This window comes from Ensifer adhaerens (assembly GCF_020035535.1).
Classification (GTDB): domain Bacteria; phylum Pseudomonadota; class Alphaproteobacteria; order Rhizobiales; family Rhizobiaceae; genus Ensifer.
In genome coordinates this window covers 2,772,606-2,791,158 of the sequence record NZ_CP083349.1, presented here as the reverse complement: position 1 = coordinate 2,791,158, position 18,553 = coordinate 2,772,606, and the positions used below count along the sequence as shown (strand labels likewise).

The 18,553-nt window shown below is 62.6% G+C and carries 17 protein-coding genes; 12 read left to right on the top strand and 5 right to left on the bottom strand.

What is annotated here, in order from left to right:
- Nucleotides 1–53: 53 nt before the first annotated feature.
- From LAC81_RS13705 to LAC81_RS13685, 5 genes are all read left to right on the top strand, one after another.
- Nucleotides 54–1,034 carry a carbohydrate ABC transporter permease gene (locus LAC81_RS13705; RefSeq protein WP_223725240.1) on the top strand — a complete coding sequence of 327 codons (981 nt, stop codon included), beginning with the start codon at nt 54–56 and terminating at the stop codon, nt 1,032–1,034.
- Complete coding sequence (locus LAC81_RS13700; protein ID WP_223725239.1) at nt 1,034–1,864, top strand: carbohydrate ABC transporter permease; 831 nt, start codon at nt 1,034–1,036, stop codon at nt 1,862–1,864. The genes LAC81_RS13705 and LAC81_RS13700 overlap by 1 nt, the downstream gene beginning before the upstream one ends.
- Before the next feature lie 11 nt (nt 1,865–1,875).
- The gene (locus LAC81_RS13695) at nt 1,876–2,904 is read left to right on the top strand and encodes an ABC transporter ATP-binding protein (RefSeq protein WP_223725238.1); all 1,029 of its coding nucleotides are present in this window, start codon (nt 1,876–1,878) and stop codon (nt 2,902–2,904) included.
- A 108-nt stretch (nt 2,905–3,012) separates the two neighbouring features.
- Nucleotides 3,013–3,804, top strand: coding sequence for a ThuA domain-containing protein (locus LAC81_RS13690; RefSeq protein ID WP_419195776.1), 792 nt, complete (start codon nt 3,013–3,015; stop codon nt 3,802–3,804).
- 5 nt (nt 3,805–3,809) lie between these two features.
- Nucleotides 3,810–4,853 carry a Gfo/Idh/MocA family protein gene (locus LAC81_RS13685; protein ID WP_223725236.1) on the top strand — a complete coding sequence of 348 codons (1,044 nt, stop codon included), beginning with the start codon at nt 3,810–3,812 and terminating at the stop codon, nt 4,851–4,853.
- A gap of 219 nt (nt 4,854–5,072) precedes the next feature.
- Here LAC81_RS13685 and LAC81_RS13680 read toward each other — a convergent pair whose 3' ends face one another.
- Nucleotides 5,073–6,335, bottom strand: a complete 1,263-nt coding sequence (locus tag LAC81_RS13680) for an alpha/beta hydrolase (RefSeq protein WP_419195775.1) — start codon at nt 6,333–6,335, stop codon at nt 5,073–5,075.
- Between the two features lie 298 nt (nt 6,336–6,633).
- On the opposite strand from LAC81_RS13680, the gene LAC81_RS13675 reads away from it, so the two are divergent.
- Genes LAC81_RS13675 through LAC81_RS13650 form a run of 6 tightly spaced genes read left to right on the top strand, consistent with a single transcriptional unit; the run spans nt 6,634 to nt 13,005 of the window.
- Nucleotides 6,634–7,689, top strand: coding sequence for a dipeptidase (locus LAC81_RS13675; RefSeq protein ID WP_223725235.1), 1,056 nt, complete (start codon nt 6,634–6,636; stop codon nt 7,687–7,689).
- 48 nt (nt 7,690–7,737) lie between these two features.
- Nucleotides 7,738–9,378: an ABC transporter substrate-binding protein gene (locus LAC81_RS13670; protein WP_223725234.1), complete on the top strand. Its 1,641-nt coding sequence runs from the start codon at nt 7,738–7,740 to the stop codon at nt 9,376–9,378.
- A 42-nt stretch (nt 9,379–9,420) separates the two neighbouring features.
- Nucleotides 9,421–10,482: an ABC transporter permease gene (locus LAC81_RS13665; protein WP_113535601.1), complete on the top strand. Its 1,062-nt coding sequence runs from the start codon at nt 9,421–9,423 to the stop codon at nt 10,480–10,482.
- Nucleotides 10,479–11,411 carry a nickel transporter permease gene (gene nikC / locus LAC81_RS13660; protein ID WP_223725233.1) on the top strand — a complete coding sequence of 311 codons (933 nt, stop codon included), beginning with the start codon at nt 10,479–10,481 and terminating at the stop codon, nt 11,409–11,411. The genes LAC81_RS13665 and nikC overlap by 4 nt, the downstream gene beginning before the upstream one ends.
- Entirely contained in the window at nt 11,408–12,241 is an 834-nt protein-coding gene (locus LAC81_RS13655) for an ABC transporter ATP-binding protein (protein WP_223725232.1), read from the top strand. Before nikC ends, LAC81_RS13655 begins: the two co-directional genes overlap by 4 nt.
- A complete protein-coding gene (locus LAC81_RS13650; protein ID WP_113535598.1) occupies nt 12,238–13,005 on the top strand; it encodes an ABC transporter ATP-binding protein in 768 nt (255 codons plus the stop codon). Before LAC81_RS13655 ends, LAC81_RS13650 begins: the two co-directional genes overlap by 4 nt.
- Before the next feature lie 78 nt (nt 13,006–13,083).
- Here LAC81_RS13650 and LAC81_RS13645 read toward each other — a convergent pair whose 3' ends face one another.
- From LAC81_RS13645 to rfbF, 4 genes are all read right to left on the bottom strand, one after another.
- Nucleotides 13,084–13,821, bottom strand: a complete 738-nt coding sequence (locus tag LAC81_RS13645) for a hypothetical protein (protein ID WP_223725231.1) — start codon at nt 13,819–13,821, stop codon at nt 13,084–13,086.
- Nucleotides 13,822–14,000: 179 nt separating this feature from the next.
- The gene (locus LAC81_RS13640) at nt 14,001–15,233 is read right to left on the bottom strand and encodes a class I SAM-dependent methyltransferase (RefSeq protein ID WP_223725230.1); all 1,233 of its coding nucleotides are present in this window, start codon (nt 15,231–15,233) and stop codon (nt 14,001–14,003) included.
- Nucleotides 15,234–15,241: 8 nt separating this feature from the next.
- Nucleotides 15,242–16,309: a CDP-glucose 4,6-dehydratase gene (gene rfbG / locus LAC81_RS13635; RefSeq protein ID WP_223725229.1), complete on the bottom strand. Its 1,068-nt coding sequence runs from the start codon at nt 16,307–16,309 to the stop codon at nt 15,242–15,244.
- Complete coding sequence (gene rfbF, locus LAC81_RS13630) at nt 16,306–17,073, bottom strand: glucose-1-phosphate cytidylyltransferase (protein ID WP_223725228.1); 768 nt, start codon at nt 17,071–17,073, stop codon at nt 16,306–16,308. Before rfbF ends, rfbG begins: the two co-directional genes overlap by 4 nt.
- 196 nt (nt 17,074–17,269) lie before the next feature.
- Between rfbF and LAC81_RS13625 the strand changes: the two genes are divergently transcribed.
- Nucleotides 17,270–18,508, top strand: coding sequence for a glycosyltransferase family 2 protein (locus LAC81_RS13625; protein ID WP_223725227.1), 1,239 nt, complete (start codon nt 17,270–17,272; stop codon nt 18,506–18,508).
- The last annotated feature ends 45 nt before the right edge of the window (nt 18,509–18,553 follow it).

Sequence of the window (18,553 nt, the reverse complement as noted above, 5' to 3'; positions counted from 1 at the left end):
CTCTCGGGCCAGCTGCTCGGCCGCGCGCCGAATGGCAAGAGTGAGCCAAGACAATGACCGATCTTTCACTCGCAGATCCTCCTTCCGCTCTCGGACAACAGGCAATGCGTTCCGATCTCAATGCCAGTCGCGTTCGCTCCGCCTGGATCTTTCTAGCACCGACCTTGCTGGTGCTCGCCCTTGTCGCCGGCTGGCCGCTGCTGCGCACCATCTATTTCAGCTTCACCAATGCATCGCTGACCAACCTTGAAGGCGCCGAGTTCGTCGGCTTCAAGAACTACCTTTCCTGGATCACGCTGAAGAGCGGGCGCACGGTCTATAACGGCCTGCTTGCCGATCCGGCCTGGTGGAACGCCGTCTGGAACACGCTGAAGTTCTCGGCGGTTTCCGTCACCATCGAGACGGTGCTGGGCCTGGTCGTCGCCCTGGTGCTGAACGCGAATTTTCCCGGGCGCGGGCTGGTGCGCGCAGCGATCCTCATCCCCTGGGCCATTCCGACCATCGTGTCGGCCAAGATGTGGGCATGGATGCTCAACGATCAGTTCGGCATCTTGAACGATCTCCTGCTCGGCCTCGGGCTGATCAGCCAGAAGGTCGCCTGGACTGCCAATCCCGAGACAGCAATGGTCGCCGTGCTGATCGTCGACGTCTGGAAGACGACACCCTTCATGGCGCTGCTCATTCTCGCCGGGCTGCAGATGGTGCCATCGGATATCTACGAGGCGGCGAAGATCGATGGCGTGCATCCGCTCAAGGTCTTCTGGCGGCTGACGCTGCCCTTGATCCGGCCGGCGCTGATGGTCGCGGTGATCTTCCGCATGCTCGATGCGCTGCGCATCTTCGATCTCATCTATGTGCTCACGCCCAACAACGCCCAGACGAAAACCATGTCGGTGTTGGCGCGCGAGAACCTGTTCGATTTCGACAAGTTCGCCTATGGCGCCACCGCCTCGACGATGCTGTTCCTGATCATTGCGGCGATCACCGTCGCCTATATGTGGTTCGGCCGCGTCAATCTCGAAGGAGAGCGCTGATGGTTGCCACCTTCGCCAAGCGCACGGCGTTCTACGCCCTCGTCGCTGCTATCATCATCATGGCCGTCTTCCCGTTCTACTATGCGGTGCTGACGAGTTTCAAATCCGGAACGGCGCTGTTCCGGGTCGACTATTGGCCGACCGAAATCTCCTTCGACAACTACGCCGGTATTGTCTCAAGCAGCGGCTTCCTGCGCAACCTCGCCAATTCGCTGCTGGTCGCAACGATCGTCGTCGCGGTTTCGCTGCTGTTGGCCGTCACCGCGGCCTATGCACTGGCGCGCGTACGGTTTCGTGGACGCGGACTGCTGCTTCTGACGATTCTGTCGGTGTCGATGTTTCCGCAGATCGCCGTGCTTGCCGGGCTCTTCGAGCTCATCCGCTCGGTCGGGATCTTCAACACGCCCCTGGCGCTGATCTTTTCCTACATGATCTTCACGCTGCCCTTCACGGTGTGGGTGCTCACCACCTTCATGCGGGATCTGCCGGTCGAGATCGAAGAAGCGGCGATCGTCGACGGGGCGACGCCCTGGGTGATCATCACTCGCGTGTTCATGCCGCTGATGTGGCCGGCGCTGGTGACGACGGGGCTGCTCGCCTTCATTGCCGCCTGGAACGAGTTCCTGTTCGCGCTGACCTTCACGTCGTCCGACAGCCAGCGCACCGTGCCGGTTGCGATCGCGCTTCTGTCCGGCAGCAGCCAGTACGAAATCCCGTGGGGCAACATCATGGCCGCATCGATCATCGTCACCGTGCCACTGGTCGTCCTCGTGCTGATCTTTCAGCGGCGGATCATCTCTGGGCTCACGGCCGGCGGCGTCAAAGGATAAGGGGAGAAAACATGGCAGAGCTTCAATTGCGCAACATCCGCAAGTCCTTTGGCGCCTTCGAGGTGATCAAGGGCGTCAGCATGGACATCCGGGCCGGCGAGTTCATGGTCTTCGTCGGGCCGTCCGGCTGCGGCAAGTCCACGCTGCTGCGGCTGATCGCCGGGCTCGAGGACATCTCCTCGGGCACGCTGTCCTTCGACGGTCAGATGGTCAACCAGTTGACGCCGTCCAAGCGCGGCATCGCGATGGTGTTCCAGTCCTACGCGCTTTACCCGCACATGACGGTATTCGAGAATATGTCTTTTGGCATGCAGCTCGCGGGCAAGGACAAGGAGCAGTGCAAGAAGCGCGTGGAGGTGGCGGCCGAGATGCTGCAACTGACCCCCTATCTCCAGCGGCTGCCGCGCCAGCTCTCCGGCGGCCAGCGGCAGCGCGTGGCCATCGGTCGGGCGATCGTGCGCGACCCAAAGGTGTTCCTGTTCGACGAGCCGCTATCCAATCTCGACGCGGCACTGCGCGTTGCTACGCGCATCGAGATCGCCAAGCTGCATCGCAGCATGCACAAGACGACGATGATCTATGTCACACACGACCAGGTCGAGGCGATGACACTGGCCGATCGTATTTGCGTGCTACGGGATGGGCTGGTCGAACAGATCGGCACGCCGCTCGAACTCTACGAGAGCCCGAACTCGGTCTTCGTCGCCGGTTTCATCGGCTCGCCGAAGATGAACTTCCTCTCCGGTGCACTGGCGGCACCCTATGATGCCCACACGATCGGCATCCGCGCCGAGCATCTGGAGATCCGGGCGGGCGACGGCAGGTGGTCGGGAACGGTCGTGCACTCCGAAATGCTCGGCTCCGACAGTTACATCTATCTCGATATCGGCGCCGCAGAACCGGTCATCGTTCGGGAAGGCGGCACCTCGCATCACCGGACGGGCGAGACGGTTGAGATCTCGCCGATCGGCGGCAACATCCATCGCTTCGATGCATCTGGGCAGGCCCTCGGCCGCGCGCCCATGAAAGGGGCTGCCTGACCAGGACCCGATCAAGCTGAAGACACCCAGGGCTTCGGGGTCGCCAATTCCCGGCGGCCCCATCTATCGTAAGACGACATGCCCGCAACGGGCGAACACGCAAGGAGAATGACCGTGCCTATCAGAACAGTCGTTTGGGGCGAGAATATTCACGAGCAGACCAACGAGATCGTCCGCAGCATCTACCCGAACGGGATGCACAACACGATCGCGGCGGCGCTCAACACCGAAGGCGCGATCGAGGCGACGACGGCGACGCTGCAGGAGCCGGAGCACGGGCTTAGCGTCGAGCGCCTGGCAAATACCGACGTGCTTCTCTGGTGGGGCCACAAGGACCACGGCGCCGTCAGCGACGAGATCGTCGAGCGCGTCGCCAAGCGCGTGTGGGAAGGCATGGGCCTGATCGTGCTCCACTCAGGCCACTTCTCGAAGATCTTCAAGCGCCTGATGGGCACGCCCTGCGCGCTGAAGTGGCGCGAGGCCGGCGAACGCGAGCGCGTCTGGGCGATCAACCCGCGCCACCCGATCGCCGAAGGACTGGACGAGAACTTCGTGCTTGAAAACGAGGAGATGTATGGCGAGCAGTTCTCCGTGCCGGAGCCGCTCGAAACCGTGTTCATCTCGTGGTTTGCCGGTGGCGAGGTGTTCCGCTCGGGGCTGACCTGGCGCCGCGGCGCCGGCAACATCTTCTATTTCCGTCCGGGCCACGAGACCTACCCGACCTATCACGATGCCAATGTCCAGAAGGTACTGCGCAATTCGGTAAAGTGGGCCTACAACGCCGACAACCGCTACACGGCGATCCATGATGCGCCGAACGTGCCGGTGGAGAAGGCATTGGAGTCGATCGTCGAGCGTGGGCCGCGGCTGCATCAGGCCGGCGAAGCAGGATACAGGTGAGCATCATGCGTCTTCTCATCGTAGGAACCGGCGGCATGGCAAACAGCCATGCACAGGCCTTTGCCAAGATCGAAGGCGTCGAGATGGTCGGCGCGGTCGATGTCGATCTCGCACGTGCCAAGGCGTTTGCCGAGAAACACGGCATTGCCGAGACCTTCACCTCGCTCGACGAGGCGATCGCCTGGGGCAAGTTCGATGCGGCGACGAACGTGACGCCCGACAAGGCGCACCACCCGACGACGCTGGCACTGATTGCCGCCGGCAAGCATGTGCTATGCGAGAAGCCTCTGGCGGAGAATTACGCCAAGGCGGCTGAGATGGCGGAAGCCGCCGAGCGCTCCGGTCTGGTGACGATGGTCAACCTCACCTACCGCAATGTCGCGCCGCTGCAGAAGGCGCGGGCGATGGTGCTCGCCGGGGAGGTCGGCAAGCTGCGCCACCTCGAGGCGTCCTATTTGCAGAGCTGGCTCGTTTCCAAGGCCTGGGGTGACTGGGCGACGGAATCGCAATGGCTGTGGCGGCTTTCGACCAAGCACGGCTCGAACGGCGTGCTTGGCGATGTCGGCATCCATATCCTCGATTTCGCTGGATACGGCGCCGGCACCGACGCTGCCCGGATTTTCGCGCGGCTGAAGACCTTCGACAAGGCGCCTGATAACCGCATCGGCGAGTATGATCTCGACGCCAACGACAGCTTTGTCATGACGGCCGAGTTCGGCAACGGCGCCATGGGCGTCATTCATGCCAGCCGTTGGGCGACCGGGCATCTGAATGAGCTTAGGCTGAGACTGCACGGCGACAAGGGTGCGCTCGAAGTGGTGCACACGCCGGACGGCTCGACGCTGCGCGCCTGCCTCGGCGCAGACGTCGAAACTGCAACATGGCGTGACGTCGATGCGGGCACGGTTCCCACCAACTACCAGCGCTTCGTGGCGGCCGTTCGCGAGGGCAAGACCGAGGATCCGGGCTTCCGCCATGCGGCAAACCTGCAGAAGGTGCTTGACCTTGCGATGGAGACGGAAGCCGGACGGCGCGAACTCGCGGTCTGAGGCTTTGCCGGGCGGGAGTCATTGTCACCCGCCTCCTGTCCGGGTTCGAATTTTCACCTTCCGAGAACCCATTCGGCGATCCGTGTTACGCAGCACGGATCGCCGAATGCGGTACAGCGCCCTGCGTTTTCTAGGCAACGCTGGGGCGAATGTAACACCTTGACTGCCGCATTGCCCTTCGTCGATTTTGATCTCAGGGCGTATGCAGCAGGGTCCGCTTCAGGGTGTTACCGTTGCGCCGACGGTGTTTTCCACCGACTGGCCGAGACGCCGCACCTGCTCGTTGTAATTCTTGCGGGTGTTGGGGTCGAAAATCATGATCGGCGCCGAGACTGCGAGGCTCGCCGCGCTGCCGACGGTTTGTGTGGCGCCGAGCGTCACGGCACCGATGCGTTCGCCGAGCCCGACATCGGAATCGGTCACGGTCTGGCCCGCGATCAGGCGGTTGCCGAGCAGGCGTACGACTTCCGGGCTTTCGGCGAACTTGCCGTGGTTCAATTTGTCGCCGCCCTTCAGCGCCGTCAGGTCGAGAACGGTGATGCCGGCCTGTTCCAGTTGCGTGCGATAGGGCTCGACCGTCGGGTCGATCTGGCCGAGGCGGTCGATGTTGCCGGAGATGCGTCGTGACAGGTTGAGCGCCCGGTCATCGCGAGAGACGAACAGGGTGAACTTCGGCCGCTTGTCGCCCATCGCACGGATCTGCTTGCCGAAGACGTCGACGTCGAGATCGGGCGAGGCGAGGATCACGTCGGTGATCTTCGGCGTGACGCGGCCGTTGCGGATCGCCATTTGTCGCAGCGCCTCGATTGTCAGCCACGAGCCCATGGAATGGGCCATAACGGTGATTTCGCCGACCTTCGGATCCTTGGACGCGCGCTGCAGCAGGTCTTCGAGGGAATCGCGCGAGAAGTTCGTGCTTTCCTTGTCGTAGTTGTAGCCGAAGACGCTGGCGCGGGAGGGCCAGGTGAAGATGACCGGCGCAACGTCCGCTTTGGAATCGTGCACGATCTGGGCAAAGCGATAGACTGCGTCCTCGTAGCGGTTGTTGAAGCCGTGAACGAAGATCAGCACGCGGCGGCTCTGGGGCAGGTGCGCCTTCAGCCAGTTCTGTGCGTCGTTGCCTTGGTGCAGCGGCGTGACGCTGACGGTGGAGAAATCACGTTCCGGATTGGCCGGAAGCTTCTTCGGCCACTGCACTTGCCCGACTTCGCGGTTCTTTTCCGGAGGGATCGAAACGACGATTTCCGTCAGCGACAGTTCGTCGGACCGCTCGCCACTGAAGAGGACGCCGGGTTCAGCCGAAGGAGCACGGGTGGTGGCGACCATCAGGTCGACCTCGGAGGCGCCGCCTGTCGTTCCCGAGGGGACCAGCACGCCGACGGGGCGGCCGGCGCAGGCTGCAAGCGCTATCGCCAGAAGAAGCGTCGCGGCGATGCGGCACCAATGCCCCTTCGGGCCTGCGAGAGAAAGCGAAGGCAGCAACCAAACCCCCAATGCCGCATCATGCGGCGCGACGGCTCGACCATCCGAACCAAGCCATCTCATTGCATTAGAAATCGCAGCTTTTCACCCCTCGGCAGACCTTCGAGGGCTCGGCGTGCCGTCTTTGCCGGCGGGCCTGCGACAATCATGCAACATTTCGCTACAGCACGGCCTGGGTAAAACCCCTTGATATTCATTGAAAAGGCTTTGGCCTTTCACTAGCATCGCACAACCTTTCCGTGGACGCGGCCCTTAAATGCCCCGTTCGATCTCCCTGAAATGATGAAGGAATTCAGGAATGCAGGCGGTTTTCGATGGCCACAACGACGTGCTTCTGCGGCTGTGGCAGAATGCGCGAAAGGGTGCTGACCCGGTCCGCGAATTTGTCGACGGTATCGGCGAGGGCCATATCGACGCGCCACGCGCCAAAGCGGGCGGCCTCATCGGCGGAATTTCGGCGATCTACGTGCCTTCAGGCGATCTGGTGTTGCAGCCGCCGGGTGAAGACGGCCATTACGAAACGCCGCTCTCCGCGCCCCTCGAACATCTGCCGTCACTGGCGATTGCCATGGAACTCGCCGACATCGCCGTTCGTCTTGATCGGGCGGGGGCGTGGAAGCTCTGCCGCTCGACCGGCGAAATCCGCGGTGCGGTTGAGGCCGGCGTCTTTGCTTCCGTCCTGCATATGGAGGGCTGTGAGGCAATTGGCGCTGATCTTTCGGCGCTCGAAACCTTCTATGCCGCCGGCCTGCGCTCGCTTGGACCCGTCTGGAGCCGCCACAACGTCTTCGGTCACGGTGTGCCGTTCTCCTATCCGAAGTCACCGGACACGGCGCCGGGGCTGACGGATGCGGGTTTCGAACTGGTGCGCGCGTGCAACCGCCTGGGCATTCTGATCGACCTCGCCCACATCACCGAGAAAGGGTTCTGGGACGTCGCGAAAACCACGGATCAGCCGCTCGTCGCCAGCCATTCGAACGCGCACGTGCTGACGCCGGTTGCCCGCAATCTGACCGACAGGCAACTCGATGCCGTCAAGGAAAGCAAGGGGCTCGTCGGGCTCAATTATGCGACGACGATGCTGCGCGCCGATGGCCAGGAGAATGCCGCGACACCGCTTTCCGACATGGTTCGCCATGTCGACTATCTCGTCGAGCGCATGGGCATCGAGTGCGTGGCGCTCGGATCGGACTTCGACGGGGCGACGATCCCTGAAGCGATCGCCGACGCGGCCGGGAATCAGGCGCTCGTTGCGGCGCTCAGAGGGGCCGGATATGGTGACGCCGAACTGGCAAAGATATGCCGGGAAAACTGGTGGAGAGTTCTGGGGCAGGCTTGGCACGAGGCCGCCTGAACCCATGAAGAAGGGGCCCAAAAGGGCGCAAACGAGGGAACTGCAAAAATGATGCACAAGCTCAATGGACGTCTTCGTCTTCTGACCGCTTCGGCGGCGCTGGCCATGGTGATGGCTGCGACCGCACCGGCCTTTGCCGAAACGCCGAAGGACACGCTGGTCGAAGCCTTTGCGATCGACGACGTCATTTCCATGGATCCGGGCGAAGCCTTCGAGCTGACCGCTGCCGAAGTGACCGGCAACACCTACAGCATGCTGGTACGCCTTGACACCAACGACACCTCCAAGGTCGTCGGCGACCTCGCCGACAACTGGACCGTGTCTGACGATGGCCTGACCTACACCTTCAAGCTGAAGTCCGGCCTGAAGTTTGCTTCGGGCAATCCGGTGACCGCCGAGGACGTCGCCTGGTCGTTCGAGCGCGCCGTGAAGCTCGACAAGAGCCCGGCCTTCATCCTCACCCAGTTCGGCCTCACCGGCGACAACGTGACGGAAAAGGCCAAGGCTGCGGACGAACAGACCTTCGTCTTCACCGTCGACCAGCCCTATGCGCCGAGCTTCGTGCTCAACTGCCTGACGGCGACTGTTGCTGCCGTGCTCGACAAGAAGCTGGTGCTCGACAACGTCAAGCCGGTGACGCCGACGGACGACTACAAGTATGACAACGATTTCGGCAACGAATGGCTGAAGACCGGTTATGCCGGCTCGGGTCCGTTCAAGCTGCGCGAATGGCGCGCCAACGAAGTCATCGTGCTTGAGCGCAACGACAACTACTACGGCGAACAGGCAAAGCTCGCCCGCGTCATCTATCGCCACATGAAGGAAAGCTCCGGCCAGCGCCTGGCGCTTGAAGCCGGCGATATCGACGTTGCCCGCAACCTCGAGCCGGGCGATCTTGACGCCGTCACCAAGAACGCGGATCTGGCAGCCACCAGCGCGCCCAAGGGCACGGTCTACTACATCAGCCTCAACCAGAAGAACGCGAACCTCGCAAAACCTGAAGTGCGCGAAGCCTTCAAGTATCTGGTCGACTACGATGCGCTCGGCTCGACGATCATCAAGGGCATCGGCGAAATCCACCAGAGCTTCCTGCCGAAGGGCGTTCTGGGTGCACTCGACGAGAACCCCTACAAGCTCGACGTCGCCAAGGCGAAGGAACTGCTCGCCAAGGCTGGTCTCGCTGACGGCTTCACCGTGACCATGGACGTTCGCAATGGCCAGCCTGTCACCGGCATTGCCGAATCCTTCCAGCAGACCCTCGGTCAGGCCGGCGTGAAGCTCGAGATCATCCCGGGTGACGGCAAGCAGACGCTGACGAAGTATCGTGCCCGTAACCACGACATGTATATCGGTCAGTGGGGCATGGACTATTTCGACCCGAACTCGAACGCCGAAACCTTCACCAGCAACCCCGACAATTCCGACGAAGGCAAGAACAAGACCCTTGCCTGGCGCAATGCCTGGGACGTTCCGGAGCTGACGAAGAAGACCAAGGACGCCCTGCTCGAGCGCGACAGCGCCAAGCGTGCCGAGACCTACAAGGAACTGCAGAAGACGGTGCTTGGCGAAAGCCCGTTCGTCATCATCTTCCAGCAGACCGAAGTCGCCGGCTACCGCGGCAACGTCAAGGGCCTGAAGCTCGGTCCGAGCTTCGACACCAACTTCGTCGCCGGCATTACCAAAGAATAAGCCGTCTCGAAGGAATAAACCGAAAGGATCGTTCCCTTGAGCATGAGCGGAACAGGGACCGTGGACGGGCGCAAACGCGCCCGTCCCGGCAAGATCGCGGCAGCAGTGCTGCGTTTTTTCGTCGTCGTCGTGACGACCTATCTCGGCCTGCTGGCCGTCACCTTCTTCATCGGACGGATAATCCCGATCGACCCGGTTCTGGCCGTCCTCGGCGACCGGGCGCCCACGCATGTCGTCGAAAGGACGCGCGAGGCGATGGGGCTGAACCTGCCCCTCTATCAACAATTCTTCATCTATGTCCGCCAGGCGCTGACCGGTGATTTCGGCGTTTCGGTACTGACGACCAATCCCGTCATGACCGACATCCGCCGCGTCTTCCCGGCGACCATGGAGCTTGCGACGCTCGGCACTCTGATCGGCGCCGTTTTCGGCGTTCCGCTCGGTGTGCTTGCCGCCGTCAAGCGCGGCAGCATCGCCGACCAGATCGTGCGCGTCATCGGCCTTGTCGGCTATTCCGTGCCGATCTTCTGGCTGGCGCTCCTGTCGCTGCTGGTGTTCTACGCGCGGCTGAAGTGGGTCGCCTATCCCGGCCGTATCGATATCGTGTTCGAATACACGTTCACGCCGATCACAGGCTTCTACCTGTTCGATGCGCTCTGGCAGCGGCAATGGGACGTGCTCTGGGACGTGTTCCGCCACATCATCCTGCCGGCCTCGCTGCTCGGCTACTTCTCGCTCGCCTATATCAGTCGCATGACGCGCAGCTTCATGCTCAATGAGTTGCAGCAGGAATACATCGTGGCGGCGCGCGCCAAGGGATTGTCCGAGACGCGTATCATCTGGGGGCATGCGCTGCGCAATGCGGCGGTTCCGCTCGTGACGGTCATCGCGCTTTCCTATGCCGGTCTGCTCGAAGGTTCGGTGCTGACCGAAACCGTCTTTGCCTGGCCGGGCCTTGGCCTCTACATCACCAATTCGCTGCAGAATGCCGACATGAACGCCGTCCTTGGTGGCACCATCGTCATCGGTTCGGTCTTCATCGGCATCAATCTCCTGTCCGACCTTCTCTACCGGACGCTCGACCCGAGGACGCGCCAGCGATGAGCACCATTACCGAAACACGCGTGATGACGCGCCGCGAATGGCTGCTGTCCGATCGCCCGCAGTCGCGCACCCAGGCTCGGCTTGGCCGCGCCTACATGACCTGGCAGCGCTTTGCCGCCAACAAACTGGCCGTGCTCGGCCTCATTATCCTGCTGGCGCTGGTCTTCATTGCAGCCTTCGCCGATGTCCTGGCACCGCATTCGCCCTATATCGGCGACCTCGCCAATGCCCGGCTGATGCCGCCGGGAAGCCCTGGCTATCTGCTGGGCACGGATGATCTCGGCCGCGACATCCTCTCGCGACTGATTCATGGTTCGCGCCTGACGCTCGCCGTCGTCCTTCTCGTCGCGGTCATCGCCGCGCCGATCGGGCTGATCGTCGGTGCGGTCGCCGGCTATGCCGGCGGCTGGGTCGATGCAGTGCTGATGCGCATCACCGATATCTTCCTCGCCTTCCCGAAACTGGTCCTGGCGCTCGCCTTCGTCGCAGCGCTCGGACCGGGCATCGAGAACGCGGTGATCGCGATTGCCATCACCTCATGGCCACCCTACGCGCGCATTGCCCGCGCAGAAACGCTGACGGTGCGCAACTCCGATTACATCGCCGCCGTGCAACTGATGGGCGCGTCGCCGATCCGCATCGTCTTCCGCCATGTGATGCCGATGTGCATGTCGTCGCTGATCGTGCGCGTCACGCTCGACATGGCTGGCATCATCCTGACCGCCGCCGGCCTCGGCTTCCTCGGCCTCGGCGCGCAGCCACCGTTGCCGGAATGGGGTGCGATGATCGCTTCTGGTCGCCGTTTCATTCTCGACCAGTGGTGGGTGGCAACGATGCCCGGCATCGCGATCCTGATCGTCAGCCTCGGTTTCAACCTGCTCGGCGACGGCCTGCGCGATGCGCTTGACCCGCGGGAGAGCGGTCAATGAGTGCGCTTCTGACTGTTGAAGACCTCAAGGTCTCGTTCCCGACCCGCACCGGCCTAGTCGAGGCCGTGCGCGGGGTCTCCTTCACGCTCGGCCGCGAACGCCTCGGCATCGTTGGCGAAAGCGGCTCCGGCAAGTCGCAGACCGGCCGGGCGATCATGGGGCTGACGCCTGGTCATGCGCAGGTGACGGCAAAGCAGTTGAACTTTGACGGCATCGACCTCTTGTCCGCGTCGCCGAAGGTGCGCCGGGATCTGAGGGGCAAGCGGATCGCGATGATCCTGCAGGATCCTAAGTATTCGCTGAACCCAGTGATGAGCATTGGCCGGCAGATCGTCGAGACCCTGCGGCAGCATGAGAGCGTCAGCCGTGGCGAAGCCCGGGAAAGGGCGCTCGACATGCTGGCGGCGGTGCAAATCCGTGATCCGAAGCGCGTCTACGATCTCTACCCGCACGAGGTTTCGGGTGGCATGGGGCAGCGCGCGATGATCGCGATGATGCTGGTTGCCGGCCCGGAACTGCTGATCGCCGACGAGCCGACCTCGGCGCTCGACGTGACGGTGCAGCTCGAAGTGCTTGGTATTCTCGACAAGCTCGTCGCTGACCGTGGCATGGGCCTCATCTTCGTGTCGCATGATCTGCGCCTCGTCTCCTCCTTCTGCGACCGGGTGATCGTCATGTATGCCGGCCGGATCGTCGAAGAACTGGCGGCGTCCGAGCTCGCCAACGCCAAGCATCCCTATACGCAAGGGCTTCTGAACTGCATGCCGGCGATCGGCTCCGATCGTCATCCCCTGCCGGTTCTCGACCGCAAGCCGGAGTGGGCTCAATGACATCTGCCGTTTCCGTTTCGAACCTTTCCGTCACCTACGACGAGTTCAAGGCGTTGAACGACGTCAGCGTCGAGATTGCGCCGGGCGAATCCTTCGGGCTCGTCGGCGAATCCGGGTCGGGCAAATCGACCTTGCTGCGGGCGATTGCCGGCCTTGCGCCGGTCACGGGCGGCACCATTCGCGTGCATGACCGCGTTCTGCAGGGGGCAAAGCGCGACAAAGCCTTCTACCGCGCCGTGCAGATGGTGTTTCAGGATCCCTACGGCTCGCTGCATCCGCGCCAGACGATCGACCGGCAATTGCTGGAGCCGCTGGCGATCCACGGCGTGGCCGACGGCGAGCGCCGTATCCTGAAGGCGCTTGATGAGGTCGGTCTTGGGTCCGGCTTCCGCTTCCGTTATCCGCACCAGCTTTCGGGCGGCCAGCGCCAGCGCGTCGCGATCGCTCGAGCACTGATCCTCGAACCCTCGATCCTGCTGCTCGACGAACCGACCTCGGCACTCGACGCCTCGGTGCAGGCCGAAGTTCTGAACCTCCTGGAACAGGTCCGTCGTGACCACAAGCTCACCTTCATCATGGTCAGCCACGACCTCGGCGTCGTCACCCATATGTGCGACCGGCTGGCGGTCATGCAGGGCGGGCGTGTGGTCGAGCGCTTGTCTTCGGCGGACCTCGTCGCGGGGCGTATCGGCGAGGATTATACGCGTAGCCTGATGGCCGCGAGCAAGGGCTTCCAGCGCAAGGACGCCGTCGCAACCGCGTGAAGTCGGTATCGATAGAAGCGGGACCGTGGTCCCGCTTCTATCCTCCGGCTGGAATGCGCCTGGGCGACAGCCGTTCCGTTACGCGCTTTGCCGCCAGATCGAGGTGGAGTTGGTGATCACCTTCTGGATTCGCCGCTGCTCACGCCATTCGCGCCCCATGTCCTTGATGACCGGACCCGCCTCGGGCGAGAAGATGTAGTTGCGCGAACGCCTGACGTAGGATTCCATCGCCGGGTTCACGCCCGAATAAAACTGCTTCTCCGGGTCTCGGGAGAGATCCATCAGGCCGGCGCAATGCCGCGCAAACCCGCCGCGCAGGATGGACGGAGACGTCGTAAACTTCGGGAAGGTGCGAAACAGCGGGATCTTGATCCCGAGGAAGCGCGCATACTCGTTTCGCTGATGGAAGTGGCCCTTGCGACCGATATCCCAGTTCTGGTCCGCCGTATGGAACGACACCTGGGTGATCGCCGGATCGGCGAAGGGCGCCAGCAGTTCCGTGCCCATATCCCTCAGGGCGATCCAATCGTCTTCGAGATGAAAGACATACTCGGCGCTGGTCGCCGACCACAGTCTTGCGACGGCTGCGCAGAAGCCGGGGCTCTCCGGTTGGAACACGACCCCTTCGGGGAAATAGCTGCGGAAGATATCGACACAGGCGTGATGATCCTCGATAGAGCCGAAGGCAGGATCAAGGTTGAGATAGGCTCCGCCGAGTTCAAGGTTGCTGAAAATTCTCTCCCGGAAGCTCGTTAGCGTCTGGGCAAGCAAGTCTGGGCGCCGCGTGGCGACAATGCATAGGTCAAGGGTAGACATGGCACCTCCTTGGGTGCTTTTTTGCAACCGTCAATACCCACGCCGTTGCTGAGTGTGCCTTCGATTTTGCCTATTTTGGGGCAAGGCGTCTCAGGGCGATAATTTTTTGATTTTCGTTACTTAGGGAGGATGTGGGGCGGTAAGAGGCTGCGACATCCCCTTACCGCCCGGTCTTCTGATCAGAGGATCCGGATTTCCGGAATTGCAACGACGAATTGCCCGCCCCAGGCGCGGATCGCAGCGTTGTCGGCGACGATTTCGTCCGTGAGGTTCCAGGGCAGGATCACGAGATAGTCGGGTTTGGCGACCTGCAGGTGGGCTGGCGCGTGCACCGGAATGTGGGTGCCCGGCAGGAGCTTGCCCTGCTTCAGATCGTTGCGGTCGACGGCGAAGGCGATCTCGCCAGGCTTGACGCCGCAGACGTTGAGGAAGGTATTTCCCTTCGCTGCGGCGCCGTAGGCGGCCACTGTCTTGCCTTCGGCCCTGGCGCGGGCCAGGAACGCCTGAAACCCTTTGCAGACGGCGGCGATCCGGTCGTCGAAGGCGGCATAGGTTTCCATGCGCGTCAGGCCGGCAGCCGCTTCCTTCTCGCGCACGGCTGCGAGCGCCTCGGTCGTTTCGCGGGTACCGGAGGCAAGCTGAGCAAAAACGCGCAACGAGCCACCATGGGTGCCGAGTTCCTCGACGTCGAAGACCTTCAGGCCGGAACTCTCGAAGATGCGCTCGACGGCGGCCAGCGACAGATAGGAATAGTGTTCGTGGTAGATCGTATCGAACTGCACACCTTCGATGAGGCGCAGGAGATGCGGAAACTCGAAGGTTGCGACGCCATCGGGCTTCAGCAGAATGGCAAAGCCGCCAACGAAATCCGCGATGTCGGGCACGTGCGCCAGCACGTTGTTGGCGGCCGTCAGGTCGGCGCGGATGCCGCGATTGACGAGCGCCGTCGCGGTTTCTCGGCCGAAGAACGCCACCTCGGTCGGGACCTTGCGATCCTCGGCGATTCGCGCGGCATTGGCGGCGGGCTCGACACCGAGCACCGGTACGCCCTTGGCGACGAAATACTGCAGCAGATAGCCGTCATTCGAGGCGATCTCGACAACCTGCGACGTGCTGTTAAGCCCGAAGCGCTCGGTCATGGTATCGGCGTAGCGGCGGGCGTGTTCCAGCCAGCTTGTCGAGAACGACGAGAGATAGGCGTAGCCGTCGGTGAAGATTTCGTCGGCCGGCACGGTCTCCGTCGTCTGGACCAGCAGGCATTCGGAGCAAACCATTGCCTTCAGCGGAAACGAGCGCTCGCGCGCCAGCGCTTCTTCGGTTGGCTCCAGAAACGAGTTGGACCAGGGCGTTGATCCCAAGTCGGCAAAGACGGTCTCGAGGGGCGTCGAGCAGAAACGGCAGTTGTGGGGCATCGAAGTCGTTAGCCTCTCATGAATGCGTCGATTTGGCCGAGCGTCAGGTCGCGGGCAACGGCGCCACGGCGCCAGCCGTCATACCAGCGTGCGGTCCATTCGATCGCCTGGTCCTGGGAAAGACGGGAGGTCCAGGATAGTGTTTTCAGGGCAAGGGCGGGATCAAGGCCGAGGGCCTGCATTTCGCGCGGCTGGTCGTGCGCCGAGGTCTCGTGCCATTCCGTCGGGAGACCCATGGCGGTCTGGATCGCACCAGCGACGTCGCGCACCGGGATCTGTCGTTCCGCGGGGGAGGGACCGAAGTTCAGCGCGGCGACCTCGGTCTCATCGCCGTGGAGGGCTTCGGCATAGACGAGGTAGCCATTGAGGCAGTCGAGCACGTGCTGCCAGGGACGGGTCGCCATCGGGCTGCGGATCGCAAGCGTTTCTCCGGAGAGGGCTGCCCGGACAATGTCGGGCACGAGGCGGTCGACGGAAAAGTCGCCGCCGCCGAGTACATTGCCGCCGCGGGCCGTCGCAACCCGGATGCCGCGCTCACGCAGGAACGAATCCCGCCAGGTCGAGACGACCAGTTCGCAGGCGGCCTTGGAGCCGGAGTAAGGATCATGGCCGCCGAGCACGGCCTCTTCCGGAAAGTGCCGGCCGCTCTCGTCGTTGCGGTAGACCTTGTCTGTGGTCACGACGACGATCGTCTTCAGAGCAGGTGCCGTGCGGGCGGCCTCAAGCACCCGTACCGTTCCCATGACATTGACGTCGAAGGTTTCGGCCGGTGTGCGGTAGCTTTCGCGCACCAGCGGCTGGGCGGCCATATGCAGGATGACTTCCGGCTCGAACTGCCGAATAGCCGCCGTGAGCGTGTCGCCGTCGCGGATATCAGCGAGATTTTCGTGCAGGAAACCTTCCGACCCGAGCAAAGCGTGCAGAGCCGGCTCAGCTGAAGGTGGCAAGGCGTAGCCGGCAACCCGGGCGCCCATCTCGGCCAGCCAGAGCCGCGCCCAGCTTCCCTTGAAGCCGGTGTGGCCCGTCAGAAGCACGCGCTTGCCGGCCCAGAAGGCAGCGTTGGCAAGCCGGCTCATGGCCAGACTTTCCAAGGGGCGGACCCGTGTTGCCAGAGGTCTTCGAGCTGGTTCTTGTCGCGTAGCGTGTCCATCGGTCGCCAGAAGCCGTCATGCGGGAAGGCCATCAGCTGGCCATCGCGGGCCAGACCTTCAAGCGGCGTGGTCTCGAACGAGGTATGGTCGCCCTCGATACGGTCGAGCACCGACCGGTTGAGGACGAAGAAGCCGCCATTGATGCGGTTGTTGTCGCCGGCGGGCTTCTCGATGAAGCTTTGAACGTGCCCGTCGCTGACGGCGAGCGCGCCATAGCGCCCCGGCGGAACCACGCTGGTCACGGTTGCTTCGCGGCCATGGCTGCGATGGAAATCGGTCAGGGCCTTGATGTCGATATCGGCGACGCCATCGCCATAGGTGAGGCAAAACGTGTCGCCCAGGTGATCGGCAACGCGCTTCAGGCGTCCGCCGGTCATGGAGTCCGTGCCGGTATCGACGAGTGTCACGCGCCAGGGCTCGGCCTTGTTGGAATGGAATAGCGTCTCGCCGGTCGCCATGTCATAGGTGACGTCGGAGGAGTGCAGGATGTAGTTGGAGAAATATTCCTTGATCATGTAGCCGCGATAGCCGAGGCAGATCACGAAATCCGAAAAACCGTAGTGGCTGTAGATCTTCATGATGTGCCAGAGAATCGGCCGCCCGCCGATTTCGATCATCGGCTTGGGTCTCAGATGGCTCTCCTCCGAGATGCGCGTGCCGTAACCACCGGCGAGTATGACGACTTTCATGCACTCTTCCCGCTATCGCTAGATGCCCATGCAGGGGTTACCGGGCAATCGGATTGACAACGTTGGCGGCTTCAACCAGAAGTCTGTCGGTTCCAGGCACGGGCAGTTATGGCTGAGCATTGAAGCATTTCCCGATTCTGTGCAATCGCGATCAGTGTATTCGCTGGCGGAAATATAGGCGCGTGCACACAGCAGTATGGACAAGACCGACACCGTGACGCAAGGTTCCGCGCCTCCTGTTTTTTCCGTTGTCATTCCGACGCGCAATCGTCCGGATATTCTGGTCGATGCCGTGGCAAGCGTGCTGGAGCAGACCTTCTCCGACCTTGAGCTCATCGTCTCGGACAACTCGCAGCCCGCTGATAGCGAGCGTAACCAGGCGGCTCTCGCTCCGTTTCGCGCCGACCCGCGTTTTCACTATATTCGCCCTGACCACAACTTGCCTATGGTCGATCATTGGGAATGGGCGATTGCGCATGCGAAAGGCCAGTATGTCGGCTTCGTTACCGATCGAATGGCCTTGCGGCTCTATGCGCTCGAAGAGGTCTATGCGGCAATAGAACGGACACAGGCAGCCGCTGTCGGCTACGCGACTGCGAATGCGCGCGAGCTGCCAGGATACCGCAGCCTCCGGTGTGGACACGAAAACGTGGCTGCGCGAGAGATCGCAACGGCGGACAAGCTCCAGCAGTTTGCGAGGGGCGATTGGCCCAAGGACACGCCGCGATTGCTGAATTCCTTCGCGCGCCGGGATCTGGTGGCGTCTCTCCGCGAGCGTTACGGCAGTGTTTTCACGGGGATCTCGCCGGACTATGCCTTCGCGTTCCGAACGCTCGAAGCATTGAAGAGCTACGCGTACATCGATTTTCCGTTGCTGGTGACGCAGGGCGAAACGCGGAGCAATGGCAACGCGCTGACAATCGGCGCCGTTACCCAGGAGACGACGGACTTCAGACGGTGGATGCAGCAGGAGCAGGGCGAGTGGCTGCAATACGGGCCGATGCCCGGCGATACCAGCGTGCTGTTGAACGGCATCCTGCGCGAATACGCACTGGCTGCAGCACAGAGCCGGTCCGACCGCTTCCCTGAAATCGCGCCGGCGGATTTCTACCGCGGGGCCATGGGGCAGGCTGCGGGCTGGGCGCGCAAGGCGATGGTTCCGCCTGGTGTCGTCACTGCGCTCGATCAGTATCGGGCAACGCACGGCCTGAGCCCAATCACGCTGCCGCGCCCGAAGCCACAGCTGCGGCGATACGCGAACCTAGTCGCCGGCGGGCAGCTGGGGCCGTTGCCGTTACGGCGCACGATCGCGTCCGTAAGGCTTTCAATCGAGCGCGGCCTTATGAAACTCGGAGTAGGCTCGTATTTCTCCGCCCGGACGTTGAGAGATGTTCTCCGGCAGGACCTGCGCCTTCGTCAACGCAAAGGCAAATAGTCATTCTATCGCCGCGGCTCCTGGCCGCGGCGTTTGGGTATGTCT

What these genes read in the sequence shown, in the direction of transcription:
- LAC81_RS13705 (WP_223725240.1), top strand. Translation starts at nt 54, where the DNA reads ATGACCGATCTTTCACTCGCAGATCCTCCTTCCGCTCTCGGACAACAG.
- LAC81_RS13700 (WP_223725239.1), top strand. Translation starts at nt 1,034, where the DNA reads ATGGTTGCCACCTTCGCCAAGCGCACGGCGTTCTACGCCCTCGTCGCT.
- LAC81_RS13695 (WP_223725238.1), top strand. Translation starts at nt 1,876, where the DNA reads ATGGCAGAGCTTCAATTGCGCAACATCCGCAAGTCCTTTGGCGCCTTC.
- LAC81_RS13690 (WP_419195776.1), top strand. Translation starts at nt 3,013, where the DNA reads ATGACCGTGCCTATCAGAACAGTCGTTTGGGGCGAGAATATTCACGAG.
- LAC81_RS13685 (WP_223725236.1), top strand. Translation starts at nt 3,810, where the DNA reads ATGCGTCTTCTCATCGTAGGAACCGGCGGCATGGCAAACAGCCATGCA.
- LAC81_RS13675 (WP_223725235.1), top strand. Translation starts at nt 6,634, where the DNA reads ATGCAGGCGGTTTTCGATGGCCACAACGACGTGCTTCTGCGGCTGTGG.
- LAC81_RS13670 (WP_223725234.1), top strand. Translation starts at nt 7,738, where the DNA reads ATGATGCACAAGCTCAATGGACGTCTTCGTCTTCTGACCGCTTCGGCG.
- LAC81_RS13665 (WP_113535601.1), top strand. Translation starts at nt 9,421, where the DNA reads ATGAGCGGAACAGGGACCGTGGACGGGCGCAAACGCGCCCGTCCCGGC.
- nikC (WP_223725233.1), top strand. Translation starts at nt 10,479, where the DNA reads ATGAGCACCATTACCGAAACACGCGTGATGACGCGCCGCGAATGGCTG.
- LAC81_RS13655 (WP_223725232.1), top strand. Translation starts at nt 11,408, where the DNA reads ATGAGTGCGCTTCTGACTGTTGAAGACCTCAAGGTCTCGTTCCCGACC.
- LAC81_RS13650 (WP_113535598.1), top strand. Translation starts at nt 12,238, where the DNA reads ATGACATCTGCCGTTTCCGTTTCGAACCTTTCCGTCACCTACGACGAG.
- LAC81_RS13645 (WP_223725231.1), bottom strand. Translation starts at nt 13,821, where the DNA reads ATGTCTACCCTTGACCTATGCATTGTCGCCACGCGGCGCCCAGACTTG.
- LAC81_RS13640 (WP_223725230.1), bottom strand. Translation starts at nt 15,233, where the DNA reads ATGCCCCACAACTGCCGTTTCTGCTCGACGCCCCTCGAGACCGTCTTT.
- rfbG (WP_223725229.1), bottom strand. Translation starts at nt 16,309, where the DNA reads ATGAGCCGGCTTGCCAACGCTGCCTTCTGGGCCGGCAAGCGCGTGCTT.
- rfbF (WP_223725228.1), bottom strand. Translation starts at nt 17,073, where the DNA reads ATGAAAGTCGTCATACTCGCCGGTGGTTACGGCACGCGCATCTCGGAG.
- LAC81_RS13625 (WP_223725227.1), top strand. Translation starts at nt 17,270, where the DNA reads ATGGACAAGACCGACACCGTGACGCAAGGTTCCGCGCCTCCTGTTTTT.